The organism is Pseudomonas viridiflava (genome assembly GCF_001642795.1).
GTDB lineage: Bacteria > Pseudomonadota > Gammaproteobacteria > Pseudomonadales > Pseudomonadaceae > Aquipseudomonas > Aquipseudomonas viridiflava.
This window is the reverse complement of record NZ_LKEH01000021.1, coordinates 112,718-131,955: the sequence shown is the minus strand read 5'-3', so window position 1 is coordinate 131,955 and position 19,238 is coordinate 112,718. Positions and strand designations below refer to the sequence as shown.

Below are 19,238 nucleotides of genomic sequence, written 5' to 3'. Positions count from 1 at the left end.
TTGCGGGCCGGTATGTTTAACAGACTTCGACACTCCCCTTACGTTCATAACGATTGTTCCACTGCGGTTTCGCTGGCAAGCGCGCCGGTATCGGAGGTTTCCAGTACTGCGTAGGCGCTGCTGCAGAACAGTGAATTGAGGCGCTTCATGTCGGCGATCAGCTCCAGGTGCAGCGAACTGGTCTCGATGCTCTGCACGACTTTCCGCTGCAAACGACTGACATGAGCATGCGCCAGACGTCGTTCCTGCGCCCGAAAACGACGTTTTTCACGCAGCAGTTGGCGGGCGCTTTCTTCGTCGCCGCTGAGAAAGACCGAAAGCCCCAGACGCAGGTTGGACTGCAACTGAATATGCAGGTCGGCCAGCTCTTCCAGTCCGACTTCCGAAAACGAGCGACGTTGCGAGGTCTTTTGCTGCTGGATCTTGCGCAGCATGCGCTCGATCAGACCGGCGGCCAGCTCCAGGTTGATGGTCAGCTCGATGATCTCCGCCCAGCGACGATTATCGTGCTCGCCCAGCTCTTCACGCGGCATCTGCGCCAGGTAAAGCTTGATCGCGTTATAGAGCGCTTCCACGTCATCGTTGAGACGACGTACCTCCTGCGTGACGGCGGTCTGTGTGCCGCGCAGCACGGCCAGCATCGAGCCGAGCATGCTTTCGATCAGATCGCCCATGCGCAGCGTTTCGCGTACGGCATTGGCCAGCGCCAGGCTGGGCGTTGCCAGTGCGGTAAGGTCCAGATGGCGCGGTTTGGCCAAGCCGCCGACTTCGTTCTGCTGTGGCAGCAACGCTGTGCACAGGCGTGCCATCGGGCCGACAGTGGGCAGCATGACCAGGCAGCGCGCAGTGTTGTAGATCAGGTGGAAGCCGATCACCAGCTCTTGAGGGCTGAAGCCCAGGGTGTCGATCCAGGCTACGAGCGGATCGAGCACCGGAATGATCAGCAGCAATCCGAGCAGCTTGTACAGCAGGCTGCCCAGCGCGACCTGTCGGCCAGCCACGTTCTGCATGCTGGTGCTCAGGAACGCCAACAGGCCGCTGCCGATGTTGGCGCCGATCACAAGACCGATGGCCACGGGCAGCCCGATGATTTCCGCCCCCGCCAGCGTTGCGGTCAGCAGCACGGCTGCAAGGCTTGAATAGGAGATCAGGGCGAACATGGCACCGACCAGTGCATCCAGCAGCAGATCGCCCGTCAATGACGCGAACAGCACCTTCACCCCTGCCGCCTGGGTAATCGGAGCGGCCGCTTCGACGATCAGTTGCAGCGCCAGCACGATCAGCCCCAGGCCGATACCGACGCGGCCCAACTGCCCTGCTCGGGTCTGCTTGCGCGACAGGAAGAACACCACGCCGAGGAAAATCAGCAGCGGCGACAACCAGGATAGGTCGAAGGTCAGCACTCGCGACATCAGTGCGGTGCCGACGTCGGCGCCGAGCATGATCACGAGTGCTGGCGTCAGCGTCATCAGACCCTGGCCCACGAACGAGGTCACCAGCATTGCCGTGGCGTTGCTGCTCTGCACCATGGCGGTCACGAGAATACCGGCGATAAAGGCCAGTGGACGTTTGGACATGTTCTGGCTGAGCACGCGCCGCAATTGCGCGCCGTATACACGAAGGATGCCAGTGCGCACGATGTGCGTGCCCCAGATCAGCAGGGCCACGGCGGATAGCAAATCGAGCAGGGTCAGCATACTGAGAGCCCCTGAGGTTTGCCCATACAGGCATTGGATTGAAGGTGCAGCGTGTAGCGAGCGGGGAAGTGTTTTGTAACGCTCTACTAAGCTTTAGTCGGCCTTTGGCCTTGACGCCAGCATCGCACAGCCTTGGTTTCATTGAAATAAAAGTGTCATAAATCACCCTCTTACTGAGTGACGCAGACTCCCACAGGTTGTACTTCCAGTCAGCGCCTATCGCTTGAGTCACTCATGCGCTCCTTACGGACAGCCCTGGCCATGCGCATCCGGATATTGATGGTTTCCACTCCCAGCGAAAACGCCATTGCGAAGTACACATAGCCCTTGGGCACGTGCACGTCGAACGCGTCCGCGATCAGGACGGTGCCGACCAGAATCAGAAATGACAGGGCGAGCATCTTCAATGACGGATGCCGATTGATGAAGTCGCTGATGGCGCCCGAGCACAGCATCATCACCAGGACCGCCGTCACGATGGCCGCGATCATGACCGGAATATCGGAGACCATGCCCACGGCGGTGATGACCGAATCCAGTGAGAACACGATGTCGAGAATGGCGATCTGAATGATGGTGTAGAAGAACTGCCCGTTTCCGCCCCTGGGCGTTGCGCCCTCTTCCTCGCCTTCCAGCCCGTGATAGATCTCCTGCGAGCCTTTCCAGAGCAGAAACAGTCCGCCGCAGAACAGGATCAGATCACGCCCGGAAAAGCCTTTGCCCAGCACCGAAAACAGATCATCGGTCAGGCGCATGACCCAGGTGATGGAGAGCAACAGCAGAATCCGCGTCACCATCGCCAGCGCCAGCCCGACGATCCGGGTGCGTGGCTGCATCGCCTTGGGCATGTGCCCGACGAGGATGGAAATCATGATGATGTTGTCGATGCCCAGAACGATTTCCAGGGCGGTCAGGGTAAAAAATGCAGCCCAGATCTCGGGATTGGTCAGCCATTCCATGGGGTGTCCTCAAACATGAAAAAGCCCGCCATCAACCTTCGGGTCAATGGCGGGCCTGTCACAGCCTGAGTTTATAGACTGCTATAGAGCGGGAAAATGCCCATGACCAGCGCTGCGACCAGAATGCACATGCACACCAGAATCGCCCACTTCAGGGTGAAACGCTGGTGATCGCCGAACTCGATCCCGGCCAGTGCGACCAGCAGGTAGGTCGAAGGCACCAGCGGGCTGAGCAGGTGAACCGGCTGGCCGACGATGGAGGCGCGAGCCATTTCCACCGGGCTGATGCCGTAATGGGCGGCGGCCTCGGACAGCACGGGCAGTACGCCGTAGTAGAACGCGTCGTTGGACATGAAAAAGGTGAACGGCATGCTCACCAGCGCGGTGATGACCGCCAGGTAAGGGCCCAGTGCGTCAGGGATCACGGCCAGCAGGCTCTTGGACATGGCATCGACCATGCCGGTGCCCGACAGGATGCCGGTGAAGATGCCGGCAGCGAAGATCAGACCGACCACCGCCAGAACGCTACCGGCGTGAGCCGAAACGCGGTCTTTCTGATCCTGCAGATTCGGGTAGTTGATGATCATCGCGATACTGAACGCAATCATGAACAGCACCGGCAGCGGCAGCAGACCCATGATCAGGGCGACCATCAATACCAGCGTCAGGCCACCGTTGAACCAGATCAGTTTCGGGCGACGGGCATCCGGGAACTGCGAAACACTGATTTCGCTGTGATCGACTTCATCGCCTTTCAGGTGCAGCTCACCCAGACGGGCACGCTCACGTTTGCCGTAGAAGTAGGCAATTGCCAGGATCGCCACCACGCCAGCCAGCATTGCAGGAATCATCGGGACGAAAATGTCCGAGGCATCGACATGCAGGGCGCTGGCCGCACGAGCGGTCGGGCCGCCCCACGGGGTCATGTTCATCACGCCACCGGCCAGAATGATCAGGCCTGCCATAATGCGCGGGCTCATGCCGACGCGGCTGTACAGCGGCAGCATGGCGGCCACGCAGATCATGTAGGTGGTTGCGCCGTCACCGTCCAGCGAGACCACCAGGGCCAGCACAGCGGTGCCGACCGAGATGCGCATCGGGTCGCCTTTCACCATTTTCAGGATCTTGCGCACGGCCGGGTCGAACAGGCCGGAGTCGATCATCAGCGCGAAGTACAGAATGGCGAACATCAGCATGACGCCGGTCGGCGCCAGCTTGGTAATACCGGCCAGCATCATCGGGCCGATCTGCGACGCGAAGCCGCCGAACAGGGCGAAAATGATAGGCACCAGGATCAGGGCAATCAGCGCGGTCAGTCGCTTGCTCATGATCAGGTACATGAACGCAATGACCATGGCAAAGCCAAGGAAAGTCAGCATGGGAATACTCCAGACGTAATACGGCTACAGAACGATGGAAACGAACGAGTCAGCTCAGTAGGAGCGGTACGTGGAGAGGGGGCGCAAGGAGGGTACGGATCGGAAAGTCAGCAAGCATTGCAATCACCATTATTGTTGTTAATTGGGCCAGGGAACGCGTGGAGCGATACCCGGGCTGGCCGGTCTTTTTGCCGGAAGTGAGGCGATGCTAATTGCGCAAGCTTTCACCGACCTTTCAATCGGTGTTTGTGGTCACTTTATTCAGTGTTTGTGGTCACTTTAAGGCCACACGCTTATCGACGCACAACAGGGAGACGCGGTCATGAGCCAGATCCACACCGGCGGCTGCCATTGCGGCAACCTGCGTTATCAGTTCGATGCGCCTCTGGAGGACATCGCCCATTGCCACTGTTCCATCTGCCGACGAACGTCCGGCGGGACGGTCATGACCTGGACCTCCGTGCCACTGGCGTCTTTCCAGTGGCTGGCGGGCAGCCCGGCGACCTATGACTCTGGCCCGACCTGCATCCGCTACTTCTGCGGCAACTGCGGAGCACATGCGGCGCTGTTCACCCGCAACAGTCCGCAGCAGATCGACGTGGTCATTGCCACGCTCGACCACCCGGAGCTGGCAGCGCCCTCGCGGCACATCTTCATCGAAAACCGATTGCCGTGGCTGCACCTGGACGAGCATTTGCCGGGGCGTGAGGGAGAGTCGGATTGAAAAGGGTACGGAATTGATCGTTCCCACGCTGCGCTCATCGTTATACACAAGTCCGCAAGACGCGCAAAACGGGGGCTAAAACGAAAGTGACTGACGGAATGCATACCCCGTGGGAGGCGGCTTGCCGGCGATGGCGTCCGTTCAGTCACTGATAGGTCGTNGAAAAAGCATCGCCGGCAAGCCGCCTCCCACAGTCCGTGGTCGCAGCAAGACTCGGGTATAACGCTGAGGGAATGATCGGCGTGCTTGAGATCACGCTGATCGTTCCTACGCTCTGCGTGGGAATGCCTCTCAGGACGCTCCGCGTCCGCTTTCGAAGTGACGCAGAGCGCACAGGGTGCATGCCCACGCGATGGGCAGAGTGAGCGCTTATTGGCTGAACTGAGACGCCAGTTCGCGCAGCAGCACTTCGGCTTCGAGTACTTTCTTGACGGATTCGTTGGCCTTTTCGCGGGTCAGACCAAGACGCTCGAACAGCTCGTCCGGAATCTCCTGCTGTGGCCCTGCGCCGACGCCGTTGGCACGCAACAGACGCACGGCCAGAAACACCAGATTGGCGTAGGCGTGATGTTCGCCTGCGTAATGGGGATCATGTTGAAAGCGCAGCGCAGTGGCGAGTTCGTCCGGCATGTCCCAGTAACGCATCAGCCAGGCGCCGATCTGTTCACGGCTGATGCCGAGCAGATGGTGCTCGATGTAGCTGTGATGCAGGTGCGGGTTCACTTCCAACTGACGGCAGATCAGCGAGAAGTGCGGCGGGAAGACGTGCGCGAGCAGCAGGTAGCCAAAGTTGTGCAGCAGACCGGCCAGATACGTCAGGCCGCCTTCAGGTCGCTTGGCGCGCGGGATGGCGCGGGTCAGGCCCTCGATGACGGCTGCGGTGTAGATCGACTGTTGCCAGTAAGGCGTGGTCTGTTGCGGCTGATCCTTGGGCAGGCTCAGGGTCTTGCCCAGCGCCAGGCCCAGTGCCAGGTTGATCACCAGATCGAAACCCAGCACGCGGACGATGGCGTCTTCCACCGAGCGAATCTTGCCGGTCGACGCGTAGTAAGGCGAAGCAGCCCAACTGACGACCTGTGCTGCCAGCGCAGGATCGGTTTCGACCACGCCGGTGATGTCGTCGATGGTCGCATCGGGATCGACCCGCAACTTGATGATCTTTTGCGCAGTCCCGGCCAGCGGCGGAATTTCCAGTGTCGCTTCCAGGCGTTGCTGGATACGGCGCGCCGTGAAATTACTCATGGCTTTGGTAATTTCTGCCGGGTCATCATCAGGACGATCGAGGTTGGGATGAATTGCACTGACAGGCTGCCCGAAAACGGCGGCGCTGGCTTTGCTGAGCATGCCTTTGAAGTCTTCGCTGCTGATTTCCAGTAACACGCCGGGTTCGCCCGAACCTACCAACAGCGAGGGTTCCTGCAGCAGGCGCTCATCGTAAAGGCAGGGTGAACTGGTCAGCGCGGGCAGGCCCGGCAGCACATGCAGGCTGTGTTTCGCCAGCATGCGCAGCAGCCGCTCGTGCGGGACAGCGGTCAATTGCCGACCCGTCAGCTCGGTGATCCGGCTGAGGTCCAGCAACTGACTTTGCGGAAACAGAATGAGAAGAGCGCCGACGGCGTCTTCGACCAGGACGGCCTGAACCTTGCGCGTCGGTTGCAGGTTTTTGTCATCGACGACTTCGTTGTAGCTGATCGCCAACTTTTCAAGCAACTGCCGGATAACCGACGGGGCGTGATGCGAATCATCGACGTGAGCAACTTCTGTCATGGTCTTTGTCCAAATTCCTACAGTGGCCGAAGTATAACCACCTTATTCAAGTTGGGTCGCATGCGGTTTCCAAAGCATAGCCTGTATCACACCTGGCCATACTGCTGGCCATGACGCAGCCAGCGTTCGAGCAATGGACTGACATGTTGCGGCCAACGCTCAAGCAGGGCTTGGGCTGCGTCGCGAACGGCAGGCAATAGATCGGCATCACGCATCAGGTCGGCGACCTTGAATTGCAGCAGGCCCGTTTGTCGGGTTCCGAGCATTTCGCCTGGGCCGCGCAGCTCCAGATCCTTTTCGGCGATGACGAAACCGTCGTTGGTCTCACGCATGATTCCCAGTCGCTGTCGCCCGATTTGCGACAGCGGCGGATGGTAAAGCAGCACGCAGTGACTGACAGCGCTGCCCCGGCCGACTCGACCACGTAACTGGTGGAGCTGGGCAAGGCCCAGTCGCTCGGGGTTCTCGATGATCATCAGGCTGGAATTGGGCACATCGACGCCGACTTCGATCACCGTGGTCGCCACCAGCAGCTGCAGTGCGCCCTGTTTGAACTCGGCCATGATCGCTGCTTTCTCGGCAGGCTTCATGCGCCCATGGATCAGCCCGACACGCAACTCGCCCAGCGCGCTGCTCAATTCTTCGAACGACGTTTCGGCCGCCTTGCAGGTCAGTTCTTCGGACTCTTCAATCAGCGTGCACACCCAATACGCCTGCCGACCCTCCGCACAGGCGGAGCGCACCCGCTCGATCACTTCCATTCGGCGACTGTCGGCGACCAGCACGGTGTTGACCGGCGTACGACCCGGCGGCAGTTCGTCGAGAATCGACGTGTCCAGGTCCGCATAGGCACTCATGGCCAGCGTGCGGGGAATCGGTGTGGCCGTCATGATCAGCTGGTGCGGACACATCAGGCCGCCTACGCCCTTCTTGCGCAGCGCCAGACGCTGCTGAACGCCGAAGCGGTGCTGTTCGTCGATGATGACCAGTGCCAGATTCTTGAACTGCACTTCGTCCTGAAACAGCGCGTGTGTGCCGACCACCATCGGTGTGCCGCTGGCGATCTGTTCAAGCGAGGTCACGCGGGCTTTGCCCTTGAGTTTGCCGGCCAGCCACGCCACACCGATGCCCAGCGGCTCGAGCCAGCGCTGAAAGTTGATGTAGTGCTGCTCGGCGAGAATCTCGGTCGGTGCCATCAACGCCACCTGATAACCGGCCTCCAGCGCCTGCAAGGCCGCGAGCGCGGCTACCACGGTCTTGCCCGAGCCGACGTCGCCCTGAATCAGGCGCAGCATGGGTTCGGGCTGACTGAGGTCGTAGGCCACTTCCTTGCCGACCCGCTGCTGCGCGCCGGTGGGCGGAAAGCCGAGGTTGGCAAGAAATTGCTTTGGCAGTTTTTTCGCCAGCGGCAGGGCCGGTGCACGTTGCGAGCGCAGGCTTTCGCGAAGCCGTTGTTGGGAGAGCTGGTGAGTCAGCAGCTCCTCGAACGCCAGACGATGCTGGGCCCAGTGATGACCCAGAGCCAGCTCTTCGACGTCGGCGTCGGCCGGTGGGTGATGCAGGTAGCGAATCGCATCGTCCAGCGGAGCCAGTTGATAATCTCGGGCCAGCTCATCCGGCAGCCAGTCCGGCAGACTTTTGGGGCCGAGCATCGCCAGGCTTTGCTGACAGAGCTGGCGCAGACGCTGCTGCGTCAGGCCTTCGGTCGAGGGATAGATCGGCGTCAGGGTCTGTTCGACAGGCGCAGGCTCGTCGCCCGTGATCGCACGGTATTCGGGGTGATAGATTTCAAGGCCGGACGCGCCAGGGCGTGCTTCGCCGAAACAGCGCAGGTGAGTACCGCGCTTCATGCCTTCTTTCTGGGCATTGCTGAAGTGATAGAAGCGCAGGCTGACGACACCTGTGCCATCGCCCAGGCGCACCAGCAGGCTGCGACGTTTGCCCATCACTACATCGGCGCCGCTTACGACGCCTTCGATCACCGCGTCCTGGCCTGGCCGCAACGCGCCAATAGGCACGACGCGAGTCCGATCCTGATAACGCAACGGCAGATGAAACAGCACATCCTGCAGGTTTTCCAGACCGACCTTTGCCAGCTTTTCAGCCATGGCCTCGCCGACGCCCTTGAGCGCGGTGACCGAGACTTTGGAAAGCTCGCTCATTTTCTTCCTGCCTAGCTCGCTTCTGTCTTGGGACGTGCCACTGAACACAGGCGCACGGAGTCAGCGAGAATCTCGATAGCCTTGGGCCTTGGGAAACTTGCACGCCAGGCGATGGCAACCGTGCGGAACGGTACGGGCGGCGTCAGCGGACGTACTTCGATCACGCCGGGCGCGTAGTGGTGACTGTCGACGGCCGACAACGGCAGAATCGAAATCCCCAGTCCTGACGCGACCATGTGGCGGATGGTTTCCAGCGAGCTGGATTCCACGGTGGTGTGCCTGGCGCCCTCGCTGCCTTTGGTCAGTGTAGGACAGGCTTCCAGCACCTGATCGCGGAAACAGTGGCCTTCACCCAGCAACAGCAGGCTCTTGTCATTCAGGGCCGAGGCGTCGATGGTCTCTTTTTGAGTCCACGGGTGGTCGGCAGGCATCAGGACAGAAAACGGCTCGTCATACAGAGGCAGGGTCAGCACGTCGGCTTCGTTGAATGGCAGCGCGATGATGACGGCATCCAGCTCACCGTTGCGCAGCTTGTCGCGCAGCACGTGAGTGAAGTTTTCCTCGATGTACAACGGCATCTGCGGGGCAACGCGATGCAGTTGCGGAATCAGATGGGGAAACAGGTAAGGGCCGACGGTGTAGATGGCGCCGACTTTCAGCGGTGCCGTCAGCTGGTTCTTGCCAGCCTGGGCCAGCTCGCGGATACCCTGAGCCTGTTCAAGTACCTTTTGCGCCTGGGCGACGATGCCTTCGCCCACTGGCGTCAGGCGCACGGCGCTCTTGCTGCGCTCGAAAATCAGCACACCGAGTTCGTCTTCGAGCTTTTTGACACCCACCGACAGCGTAGGCTGGCTGACATGACAGCGCTCGGCGGCGTGGCCGAAGTGCTGTTCCTGGGCAAGCGTAACGATGTAGCGCAATTCTGTAAGAGTCATAACGTGCGTCCATGAAGTTGCGGCCCCAGCATAGCGGGTGCAATCGATAGACGCACGTTATCAGAAGCACTCTTGAGTAACAAAAGTGCGATTCAGCGTTTATCCAGCGAATAAACGAACGGTGCGAGGATTTCGATGGTGCCGTTGTTGAGGATTTCTGCAGGCGGCTTCGGCAGAGGCTGCGCGCGACGGATCATCTCCATGGTCGCCCGATCCAGTGCCGGACTGCCGGAGCTGCTGGCAATCTCGTACGACGAAACATTGCCCTGTGCATCCACCACGAAGCGCAGACGAGCCACACCCTGCATGCCGCGACGACGGGCGTCCTCAGGGTACTTCTTGTATTTGCCCAGATGGCGCAGCAGGTCGCCCTGCCAGCTTGGCAGCGCATTGCTTGGCGGCGAGGCAGGTGCCGGCGGTGTCGGAGCAGCCGACTTCTCGGGTTTGGCCGTGGTCGGAGGCGTGTCTACCGGTTTCTCTTCGGCAGGTTTTTCCTCGGGCTTTGGCGGCTCAGGCTTCTTCTGCGGCTTTGGCGGCTGCGGTTTCGGCTTGGGCTTTTCCACCTTCTTGGGCACGACGATTTCCGGCTTCGGCGCTTCAACGACCTCTGGCACCTGCACCTGTTCTTCCGGTGCGGGCGGCTGAGGCGGCTGGACGACCTGAGGCGGTGGCGGCGGTGCGGGTTCCGGCAAGGGCGCCAGCTCGACCATCATGGCTGCCGGAGGCAGTTCGATGGCTTGAGAGGCCGGCCAGCGAAGAGCGACGATGATCGCAATCGCGTGCACGGCCAGCACCAACAACAGACTACCGCTATAGCGCGTCAGTTTTTGGCGCGTAGTGATCATTTCTTACCAACCGTCTCAAGGCCTACCAGACCTACTTTCAGGTAGCCCGCACCCCGAAGCGAGTTCATGACGTCCATCAGATCGCCGTAATCCACGCCCTTGTCGGCCTGGAAGAAGATCGTGGTGTCTTTCTTGCCCTTGGTGCGCGCATCCAGCACCTGACCGATCTGCTCGCGTGCGACCTTCTCTTCGCCCAGGTACAGGCTCTTGTCGGTCTTGACGCTGAGGAAGATCGGCTTTTCGGGCCGGGGTTGCGGCGTCGCGGTAGACGCAGGCAGGTCAACCTTGATGTCCACCGTGGCCAGAGGTGCCGCGACCATGAAGATGATCAGCAGCACCAGCATGACGTCGATGAACGGCGTGACGTTGATTTCGTGGTTTTCGGCGAGATCGTCGTCGCCTTCCTTCAGATGCATGCCCAAGGTTCAGCCCACCTTGACCATGTGTGGCGACTGGCTGCGTTCGGCAGCTGGCTGGTGGTCCAGATCGCGGCTGACCAGCAGCAGTACCTGCGCCGAGGCATCGGCAACCTGTGCCTTGTAACCGGCAATGGAACGGGCGAAAACGTTGTAGATGACCACCGCAGGAATCGCGGCAACCAGGCCCAGCGCGGTTGCCAGCAAGGCTTCAGCGATGCCTGGAGCGACGACGGCGAGGTTGGTGGTCTGGGTCTTGGCGATGCCGATGAAGCTGTTCATGATGCCCCATACGGTACCGAACAGGCCCACGAATGGCGCGGTGGAACCGATGGTTGCCAGCACGCCGGTGCCGGAGCTCATGTTGCGACCGCAGGCTGCAACCAGACGCTCCAGGCGGAAGCTGACGCGTTCCTTGATGCCTTCGCGCTCGCGGCTGTTGGTGGACAGGCGCATCTCTTCCATCGCGTCGTGAACCAGCAGGTTGGCCAGCGTGCCTTCCTTCGCAGCGGTTTCACCGGCTTCGGACAGGGTGCGGGCCTTCTTCAGGTTGGCGATTTCGGTACGCAGGCGGCGCTTGGCGCCCAGCAGTTCGAAACCCTTGGCGATCCAGATGGTCCAGGTGATGATCGAGGCGATGGCCAGACCGATCATGACTGCTTTCACCACCACATCGGCGTTCTGATACATGCCCCATGGCGACAGGTCGTGCGACATGCCCAGGCTGTTGTCTTCGGCGGCAGGTTCCAGCGTCTCCATAGGCGCTGCGGCGTCAGCCTGAACCGGCGCCGGTGCGGCGTTGGTCGCTGCAGGGGCCGTGGCGGCAGGCGGCGTTGCAGGTGCCGACTGGTCGGCGAGTGCAACGGGTGCGAGCATCAGGCTCAGGACGAGAGCCGCGATGCCGCGCCATGCGCGAGGCAGGCTGAATAGCTTGGTTGGCGAAGCGATTGATTGGATACGTGTCATGCTGGCCTGACCTGGGAGAATAGAAAGTGATCGTTCCAGTCGCCGTGCGTTGCGTTCGGCGTTCCAGGGGAACAAATGGGTCGCCATTATTGCAAATCGTTCTTGTTAACAAAAGTAATACTGTATCTTTTTTACATATTGGCCCGAATATTTGACGTTTTCTGATGACTTACACGGTGTCTGATCACCTTCCTGTGGAGATATGCAATGTCTGCCCCATCCGTTTTGATCGCTGGTTGTGGCGATATCGGCTCCCGACTGGCCACGCGCCTGCTGGCTCATGACTGGTCTGTCCATGGGCTGCGGCGCACGGTTTCCGAGCTGCCCGAGGGTGTCTTGCCAATCCGGGGCGATCTGTTCGCGACCGCGAGACCCGCTGACTGGCCGACGGGCCAGATCGACTACGTGGTGTATTGCGCCACGCCCTCGCAGCGTGACGAAGCCGGTTATCGAGACGCCTATGTCAACGGGTTGCGCCATGTGCTTGGCTGGCTCAAAGAGCAGGGTCAACGGCCCAAACGTCTGTTTTTCGTGTCCAGCAGCGGTGTTTACGGCCAGCAGGAGGGTGAATGGGTCGATGAAACGTCCGCAACCGAACCTGTCGGCTATACCGGCACGGTCATGCTTGAGGCTGAACAGCTGGCGCTGAACAGCGGCCTTCCCGCCACGGCCGTGAGATTGACCGGTATCTACGGGCCGGGCCGTGCAGATCTGTCCAACCGGGTGCGTCAGGGCCACAGCGTCAGAATAGATCCCCCGGTCTACGCCAATCGCATTCACGCCGACGACGCAGCGGGTCTGCTGGCGCATCTGCTTGAGGCCGATGATCGGGGCGTTGCACTGGAGAGCTGCTATCTGGGCGTGGACGACGACCCGGCTGCATTGGCTGACGTGGTGTCGTGGATTCGTGAGTACCTGGGCGTTACCGAATGGTCTGACGACGTCAGCGTGCAGCGGGTCGGCAGCAAACGCTGCAGCAATGCGCGCGCCCGTGCGCTGGGCTGGGTACCGGTGTACCCCGACTACAAGGCGGGTTACGCCGCCCTGCTGGGTTGATCGCCAGTCAGGCGCTCAGGTTGCCTTGCGGGACTGAAGTCGCGCAAAGATCAGCATGCCCGCCACCAGTGCCAGGGTGAACACCACGGGTTGCCATCGCCCGGTCAGTAGCAGCGCCAGCGCCGGGCCAGGACACAGTCCTGCCAGGGCCCAGCCGGCACCGAACAGCAGGCTGCCCCAAACGAGCCTGCGGTCGATCACCCTGAGCGTCGGTATTTGAAGGGCCGCGCCGAGCAGCGATGTCTGGCGGCGCCTTGCCACATAAAATGCAAGGCTGCTCGGCACGAGTGCGCCGGCCATGACAAGAGCCAGTGACGGATCCCAGTCGCCTGCGATGTCCAGAAATGCCAGCACCTTCGCCGGGTTCGTCATGCCGCTGAGGTAGAGCCCCAGACCGAAGATCAGACCGGTAAGCAGTGCAGTCAGTTTGCGCATGGTCAGACCCCGGCCAGATGACGAATCAGATAAACGCTGGCGAAACCGCTGCCCATGAAGCAGCAGACGGCCACAAGGGATCGCGGCGACAGGCGTGACAGTCCGCATATGCCGTGTCCACTGGTGCATCCGGCGCCGTAGCGGGTACCGATCCCGACCATCAGCCCGGCGGCCAGCAGCGTCAGGACGTTGGCATCGAACGACGCCTCGGGAAGCGACGAGCCCAGCGACCAGACCAAGGGGGACCCCAGCAGACCCGAGAGAAAAAGCAGCTTTTCGGTACGGCCTTCGGCAACGCGGGAAAGGACGCTGCCAAGCAGCCCGCTGATACCCATGATTCTGCCATTGAGCAGAATGAACAGACTGGCTGCGAGACCAATCAACAGCCCTCCGGTCAGCGAGGTCCAGGGCGTGAAGTGGCTGGATATCGTTATCATGTCTCACCCCTGACGACTCGTTTATGGAGGGCGGCTGACGCTCCGAGAGTGCCGAACCGCGTGAACGAAAAAGCGCCCATGAAGGGCGCTTTTTTGCTGATCCACTGCACAATGCCGGATTTACTGCTGCTCAAGCAACCAGCGGCGAGTGCCCGGACGCAGTTCGGGCATTTGATCGGCCCCTGCGTTATTCACTGCCTGGAAAATCTCCAGTTGCTTGCCCTTGCGAGCGAAAATCCAGGGATTACCCTGCTCGGCCTTTTCCAGCCACATGCTGTCGTACTCACCGCTCATGGCGGCGCAATCGCCAGCCAGGCACAGCGCGAAGCGATCGTTTTCCGGAAGACCCTGGACGCTGCCGTCCGGCATGAACTGCACGGTGCTGCCCTGACCGTCGCCTTCAACGATGGTCCATTTGCCACCCATGTAGGCCGCATACAGCGCTTTTTCAAAGGTGCTGCCCGGCTGTGCGCCTTCGGGCACGGTGTTCTTCGGTTTTTCGAAGTGCTGCTCAGGGCCGGATTCGCTGGCTGCCTGTACCAGTTCGTCACCCTTGACGCTCAGGTCTTCGAAGAAGTTGCCGTAGAAGTCGATGTGCAGCTTGCCTTCAGCGGCACTGACAATCTTGCCTTCACCCAGCTCGAAGCCGTTGGAGTACACCGCCTGATTGGCCTTGGAGTTGATCTGCCACTCCAGATTCGGACCGTTGGCGAGCAGCGCCTGACGCAGGTTGCCCTGCTTGACCGCGGCATCGATGGCGGTCTGGTTGATCCAGGTGCCGTCCGGGTTGCGGTCGGCAAAGCTGGAGCAGCCGCCGAGAACAACGGCCAGCAGTGAAATGGCGAGCGCGGAACGCATAACAGATTCCTTCCTTCAGGGAGAGCGGAACGCAGCAACGCTCCGCTGGGGGATTTATTCGATGACGAGAATCGCGTCCATCTCGACCTGCGCACCACGTGGCAGTGCGGCAACGCCGATGGCTGCACGCGCCGGGTAAGGCTGTGCGAAGTAGGTGCCCATGATCTCGTTGACCTTGGCAAAATGGCCCAGGTCGGTCAGGAAGATGTTCAGCTTGACGATGTCCTTGAACGAACCGCCAGCCGCTTCAGCGACGGACTTCAGGTTTTCGAAGACTTGGGTGATCTGGGCTTCGATGCCGTCGACCAGCTCCATGGTTTTCGGGTCCAGAGGGATCTGGCCGGACATGTAGACGGTATTGCCAGCCTTGATCGCCTGCGAGTAAGGGCCGATGGCCGCCGGGGCTTTTTCACTGGTGATGACAGTCTTGGTCATGAAGAACTCCTGCGAATGGGATTGCCTACGAGCGCATCCGGGTGATGCGTGTGACCCCGGTCAGTGCACGTAGTTTCTTGATCACGCGGGCCAGATGCACACGGTCGTGCACGCTGACGACGAGCTGGACCACACTGATGCGGCCATCGCGCTCGTCCATGCTGATTTTTTCGATGTTGCCGTCGGCGGCGTTGACGCTGCTGGCCAGCAAGGCGATCAGGCCACGCTGATGTTCCAGTTCGACACGCAGCTCGACATTGAATTCGCCGGTCACATCCTTGGCCCAAGACAGCTGGATGCATTTTTCCGGGTTGTGGCGGATTTCGCTGATGTTGCGGCAGTTGTCCAGGTGCACGACCATGCCCTTGCCCGCAGACAGGTGGCCCACGATCGGATCGCCCGGTATCGGCGTGCAACACTTGGCGTAGCTCAGCACCAGGCCTTCGGTGCCGCGAATCGCCAGCGGACCTTCCGGGCTCGGCAATTGATCGCCCTCGCCCAGCAGGCGGCGGGCAACGACGTAGGCCATGCGATTGCCCAGTCCGATGTCTTCGAGCAGGTCTTCCAGCACTTCCACGCGGTATTCGTTCAAGGCCAGTTGCACGCGCTCGGCAGGAATCTTGTCCAGGCTGCTTTCGAAGCCATTGAGGACCTTGTTCAGCAGGCGTTCGCCCAGGCTGATGGATTCGGAGCGGCGTTGCAGCTTCAGGGCGTGGCGAATGTGCGTGCGCGCCTTGCCGGTGACAACGAAGTTCAGCCAGGCCGGGTTGGGGCGTGCGCCGGGTGCGCTGACGATCTCGACGGTCGAACCGCTCTGCAGCGGTTCCGAGAGCGGCGCCAGTCGGCGATTGATCCGGCAGGCGATGCAGCTGTTGCCGACGTCGGTGTGAACCGCATAAGCGAAGTCCACGGCCGTGGAGCCTTTGGGCAGCTCCATGATCCGGCCCTTGGGCGTGAAGACGTAGACCTCGTCCGGGAACAGGTCGATCTTGACGCTCTCGATGAATTCCAGCGAGTTGCCGGCACGCTGCTGCATTTCCAGCACGCCCTTGACCCACTGACGGGCACGGGCATGCGTACCCTTGGGCTGTTCATCGTCGCTGGATTTGTACAGCCAGTGCGCCGCGATCCCGTTGTTGGCCATCTCTTCCATTTCGCGGGTGCGGATCTGGATTTCGATGGGCACACCGTGCATGCCGAACAAGGTGGTGTGCAGCGACTGGTAGCCGTTGGCCTTGGGAATTGCGATGTAATCCTTGAAACGGCCGGGCAACGGTTTGTACAGATTATGCACAGCGCCCAGCACGCGATAGCAGGTGTCTACCTTGTCGACGATGATGCGGAACGCGTAAACGTCCATGATCTCGTTAAAGGCCCGACGCTTGCCGCGCATCTTCTTGTAGATGCCGTACAGGTGCTTCTGTCGCCCGCTGACATCGCCCTCGATGCCGTCGACGGCAAGGCAATGGCTCAGGGACTCTTCGATCTTGTTGACCAGTTCCTTGCGATTGCCTCGGGCGCGCTTGACCGCCTGATTGATCCGCGAGGAACGCATCGGGTACATGGCCTTGAAGCCCAGGTCCTCGAATTCGATACGCACGCTGTGCATGCCCAGGCGGTTGGCAATGGGTGCGTAGATTTCGAGGGTTTCTTTCGCGATGCGGCGGCGCTTTTCACCGGAAAGGACTTCCAGAGTGCGCATGTTGTGCAGGCGGTCGGCGAGCTTGACCAGGATCACGCGAATGTCGCGCGCCATGGCCATGGCCATTTTCTGGAAGTTCTCGGCCTGTGCTTCGGCTTTGGTCTCGAAGTTCATCTGGGTCAGTTTGCTGACCCCATCGACCAGTTCGGCCACGGTTTCGCCAAACTGTGCGCTGAGCGCTTCCTTGGCAATCCCGGTGTCTTCGATCACGTCATGCAGCATCGCCGCCATCAGGCTCTGATGGTCCATGTGCATGTCGGCAAGAATATTCGCCACCGCAAGAGGATGCGTGACGTAGGCTTCGCCGCTTCGACGGCGCTGACCATCGTGGGCTTGTTCGGCGTAGAAATACGCTCGGCGGACCAGATTGACCTGGTCCTTGCCGAGGTAGGCCGACAGTCTGTCGGCGAGGGCGTCTATGCTCGGCAAGGCGCTACCCCCTGCCGATGGCTTTTACCCTGCGCCGTACTACGTCGACCCGGCATAGGCTTAGACGGCCTCGTTGGACTCGTCCTCGAACGCTGCGAACAATGGTTCATCTTCAACGATTTCGGCTTCTGCAATAACGGCATAATCCATCAGGCCGGCCGCGATTTCACGCAGGGCCACGACGGTAGGCTTGTCGTTTTCCCACGCCAGCTTCGGCTCTTTGCCGCCGGTGGCGAGTTGACGCGAACGCTTGGTAGCGAGCATGACCAGCTCGAAGCGGTTATCGACGTGTTCTAGGCAGTCTTCAACGGTCACGCGGGCCATGGGTATTCCTCGTAGCAAATGCGTATGCGCGGTGCCCGGATGGGCGAGCGGACTCGGTAGTTTACAAGCGGACTGCTGCAAGCAGCAAGCGGCATGCCACAAACGGTCTTTGTCTGACCTGCAGTCTGCCGCGTTGAAACGTCCCGATCAAGCCAGCAATTGCTGAAAAAGCTCGCTGTATTGCTCTTGCTGATGCTGCTGGGTCAGGCGATTGGCACGGAAGATGGACTTCAGGTCTTCCAGTGCGCCGGCGAAATCATCGTTGACCACGATGTATTCGTACTCGATGTAGTGGCTCATCTCGCTGACGGCCTCACGCATCCGGTTTTCGATGATCTCGTCGCTGTCCTGGCCGCGGTTGGTCAGGCGCTGACGCAGGGCCTGCTGGCTGGGCGGCAGAATGAAGATCGAGCGGGCGTGAGGCATCTGTGCGCGAACCTGCTGGGCGCCCTGCCAGTCGATTTCCAGAATCAGGTCGTGGCCTTCATCCAGCGTCTGTTGCAGATGGCTTTGCGAAGTGCCGTACTGGTTGCCGAAGACTTCGGCCTGTTCCAGGAAGTCGCCATGTTCGATCATTCGTGCGAATTCCGCACGGTCGACGAAGTGGTAATTCACCCCGTCCTGCTCGCCCGGACGCATGGCGCGGGTGGTGTGCGACACCGAGACGCGGATCTGCGGCTGAGCCTGGATCAGGGCATTGACCAGACTGGTCTTGCCTGCGCCGGAGGGCGCGGAAATGATGTACAGGGTGCCGGATTTGTGGGTCATGTCAGGTTCAGCCTTACTCAATATTCTGCACTTGTTCACGCATCTGCTCGATCAACACTTTCAGGTTGACGGCCGCTTGCGTGCTGCGTGGGTCGAAGGCTTTGGAGCCCAGTGTGTTGGCTTCGCGATTCAGTTCCTGCATCAGGAAGTCCAGGCGGCGACCCGCCTGGCCGCCGGTCTTGAGCACGCGGCGTACTTCGGTGACGTGGGTGCTCAGGCGATCCAGTTCTTCGGCGACATCGCTTTTCTGCGCCAGCAGGACCATTTCCTGCTCCAGACGCTGCGGATCCAGCTCGGCCTTCATGTCGGCGAAGCGATCCAGCACTTTCTGGCGCTGGGTGGCGAGCATCTGCGGCACGAGGGTGCGCAGGGTGACGACTTCTTCAGTGATGGAGGTCAGCCGTTCGTCGAGAAGTTTCCCCAGGTCCGCGCCTTCGCGGCCGCGGCCGTTCTTCAATTCGGTGAGTGCCTCGTTGAACAGCGTCAGGGCTTCGTTGTTCAGGGCCTGCGGATCGTTGGCATCGGCCACCAGAACACCGGGCCAGGCCAGCACTTCAAGCGGGTTGAGCGGCGCGGGCTGCTTGATCAGGCTGGCAACCGATTCCGCGGCGGCGATCAACTGGCTGGCCCGCTCGCGATCAACCTGCAGGGGCTTGCCTGCGGTTTCTTCGACAAAGCGCAAGGTGCATTCGACCTTGCCCCGCGACAGACCCTGGCGCAGCGCCTCGCGAATCCCGCCTTCCAGGTCCCGGAATGACTCGGGCAGGCGCAGATGGGGCTCAAGGTAGCGATGATTGACCGAGCGCAGTTCCCAGCTCAGTGTGCCCTGGGCACCGGCCCGTTCTACTCGGGCGAAGGCAGTCATGCTGTGCACCATGGGAATACCTCTTGATTCAGTCCGGGCGGTCGAGTCCGCTCATGGGGCGGACAGCTGCCGTGGGTGT

The 19,238-nt window shown here is 60.8% G+C and carries 19 protein-coding genes; 2 read left to right on the top strand and 17 right to left on the bottom strand.

Features of this window, described 5'->3' with window-relative positions:
- Window positions 1-44 precede the first annotated feature (44 nt).
- From AO065_RS08695 to AO065_RS08685, 3 genes are all read right to left on the bottom strand, one after another.
- On the bottom strand, window positions 45-1,697 hold the full coding sequence (locus tag AO065_RS08695) for a Na/Pi cotransporter family protein (protein WP_004887670.1): 1,653 nt from the start codon (window positions 1,695-1,697) through the stop codon (window positions 45-47).
- 209 nt (window positions 1,698-1,906) lie between these two features.
- Window positions 1,907-2,656, bottom strand: coding sequence for a TerC family protein (locus AO065_RS08690; RefSeq protein WP_004887672.1), 750 nt, complete (start codon window positions 2,654-2,656; stop codon window positions 1,907-1,909).
- Between the two features lie 71 nt (window positions 2,657-2,727).
- Complete coding sequence (locus AO065_RS08685) at window positions 2,728-4,035, bottom strand: CitMHS family transporter (RefSeq protein ID WP_004887675.1); 1,308 nt, start codon at window positions 4,033-4,035, stop codon at window positions 2,728-2,730.
- 322 nt (window positions 4,036-4,357) lie between these two features.
- Between AO065_RS08685 and AO065_RS08680 the strand changes: the two genes are divergently transcribed.
- Window positions 4,358-4,759 carry a GFA family protein gene (locus AO065_RS08680; protein WP_004887678.1) on the top strand — a complete coding sequence of 134 codons (402 nt, stop codon included), beginning with the start codon at window positions 4,358-4,360 and terminating at the stop codon, window positions 4,757-4,759.
- Between the two features lie 369 nt (window positions 4,760-5,128).
- Here AO065_RS08680 and AO065_RS08675 read toward each other — a convergent pair whose 3' ends face one another.
- From AO065_RS08675 to exbB, 6 genes are all read right to left on the bottom strand, one after another.
- Window positions 5,129-6,526, bottom strand: a complete 1,398-nt coding sequence (locus tag AO065_RS08675; protein ID WP_004887201.1) for an aminoacyl-tRNA deacylase and HDOD domain-containing protein — start codon at window positions 6,524-6,526, stop codon at window positions 5,129-5,131.
- Window positions 6,527-6,612: 86 nt separating this feature from the next.
- Window positions 6,613-8,688 carry an ATP-dependent DNA helicase RecG gene (recG, locus tag AO065_RS08670; RefSeq protein WP_004887199.1) on the bottom strand — a complete coding sequence of 692 codons (2,076 nt, stop codon included), beginning with the start codon at window positions 8,686-8,688 and terminating at the stop codon, window positions 6,613-6,615.
- An 11-nt stretch (window positions 8,689-8,699) separates the two neighbouring features.
- Complete coding sequence (locus AO065_RS08665; protein WP_004887197.1) at window positions 8,700-9,623, bottom strand: hydrogen peroxide-inducible genes activator; 924 nt, start codon at window positions 9,621-9,623, stop codon at window positions 8,700-8,702.
- A 92-nt stretch (window positions 9,624-9,715) separates the two neighbouring features.
- Window positions 9,716-10,468, bottom strand: a complete 753-nt coding sequence (locus AO065_RS08660; protein WP_004887195.1) for an energy transducer TonB — start codon at window positions 10,466-10,468, stop codon at window positions 9,716-9,718.
- Complete coding sequence (gene exbD / locus AO065_RS08655) at window positions 10,465-10,890, bottom strand: TonB system transport protein ExbD (protein ID WP_004887194.1); 426 nt, start codon at window positions 10,888-10,890, stop codon at window positions 10,465-10,467. The genes AO065_RS08660 and exbD overlap by 4 nt, the downstream gene beginning before the upstream one ends.
- A gap of 3 nt (window positions 10,891-10,893) precedes the next feature.
- Window positions 10,894-11,850 (bottom strand): tonB-system energizer ExbB, encoded by a 957-nt coding sequence (exbB, locus tag AO065_RS08650; protein WP_004887192.1) that lies wholly within the window; start codon window positions 11,848-11,850, stop codon window positions 10,894-10,896.
- Between the two features lie 207 nt (window positions 11,851-12,057).
- Between exbB and AO065_RS08645 the strand changes: the two genes are divergently transcribed.
- A complete protein-coding gene (locus AO065_RS08645; protein ID WP_004887190.1) occupies window positions 12,058-12,906 on the top strand; it encodes an SDR family oxidoreductase in 849 nt (282 codons plus the stop codon).
- Window positions 12,907-12,921: 15 nt separating this feature from the next.
- Here AO065_RS08645 and AO065_RS08640 read toward each other — a convergent pair whose 3' ends face one another.
- From AO065_RS08640 to AO065_RS08605, 8 genes are all read right to left on the bottom strand, one after another.
- Window positions 12,922-13,341, bottom strand: a complete 420-nt coding sequence (locus tag AO065_RS08640) for a DUF6691 family protein (RefSeq protein ID WP_004887189.1) — start codon at window positions 13,339-13,341, stop codon at window positions 12,922-12,924.
- A gap of 2 nt (window positions 13,342-13,343) precedes the next feature.
- Window positions 13,344-13,778: a YeeE/YedE family protein gene (locus AO065_RS08635; RefSeq protein WP_004887187.1), complete on the bottom strand. Its 435-nt coding sequence runs from the start codon at window positions 13,776-13,778 to the stop codon at window positions 13,344-13,346.
- Window positions 13,779-13,898: 120 nt separating this feature from the next.
- On the bottom strand, window positions 13,899-14,636 hold the full coding sequence (locus tag AO065_RS08630; RefSeq protein ID WP_004887185.1) for a hypothetical protein: 738 nt from the start codon (window positions 14,634-14,636) through the stop codon (window positions 13,899-13,901).
- A 54-nt stretch (window positions 14,637-14,690) separates the two neighbouring features.
- Window positions 14,691-15,071, bottom strand: coding sequence for a RidA family protein (locus tag AO065_RS08625; RefSeq protein ID WP_004887183.1), 381 nt, complete (start codon window positions 15,069-15,071; stop codon window positions 14,691-14,693).
- A gap of 25 nt (window positions 15,072-15,096) precedes the next feature.
- Complete coding sequence (gene spoT, locus AO065_RS08620; RefSeq protein ID WP_004887181.1) at window positions 15,097-17,202, bottom strand: bifunctional GTP diphosphokinase/guanosine-3',5'-bis pyrophosphate 3'-pyrophosphohydrolase; 2,106 nt, start codon at window positions 17,200-17,202, stop codon at window positions 15,097-15,099.
- 60 nt (window positions 17,203-17,262) lie between these two features.
- Window positions 17,263-17,526, bottom strand: coding sequence for a DNA-directed RNA polymerase subunit omega (gene rpoZ, locus AO065_RS08615; RefSeq protein ID WP_004887180.1), 264 nt, complete (start codon window positions 17,524-17,526; stop codon window positions 17,263-17,265).
- Window positions 17,527-17,673: 147 nt separating this feature from the next.
- Entirely contained in the window at window positions 17,674-18,294 is a 621-nt protein-coding gene (gene gmk / locus AO065_RS08610) for a guanylate kinase (protein ID WP_004887178.1), read from the bottom strand.
- A gap of 13 nt (window positions 18,295-18,307) precedes the next feature.
- Window positions 18,308-19,171, bottom strand: coding sequence for a YicC/YloC family endoribonuclease (locus tag AO065_RS08605; protein WP_004887175.1), 864 nt, complete (start codon window positions 19,169-19,171; stop codon window positions 18,308-18,310).
- Window positions 19,172-19,238: the final 67 nt, after the last annotated feature.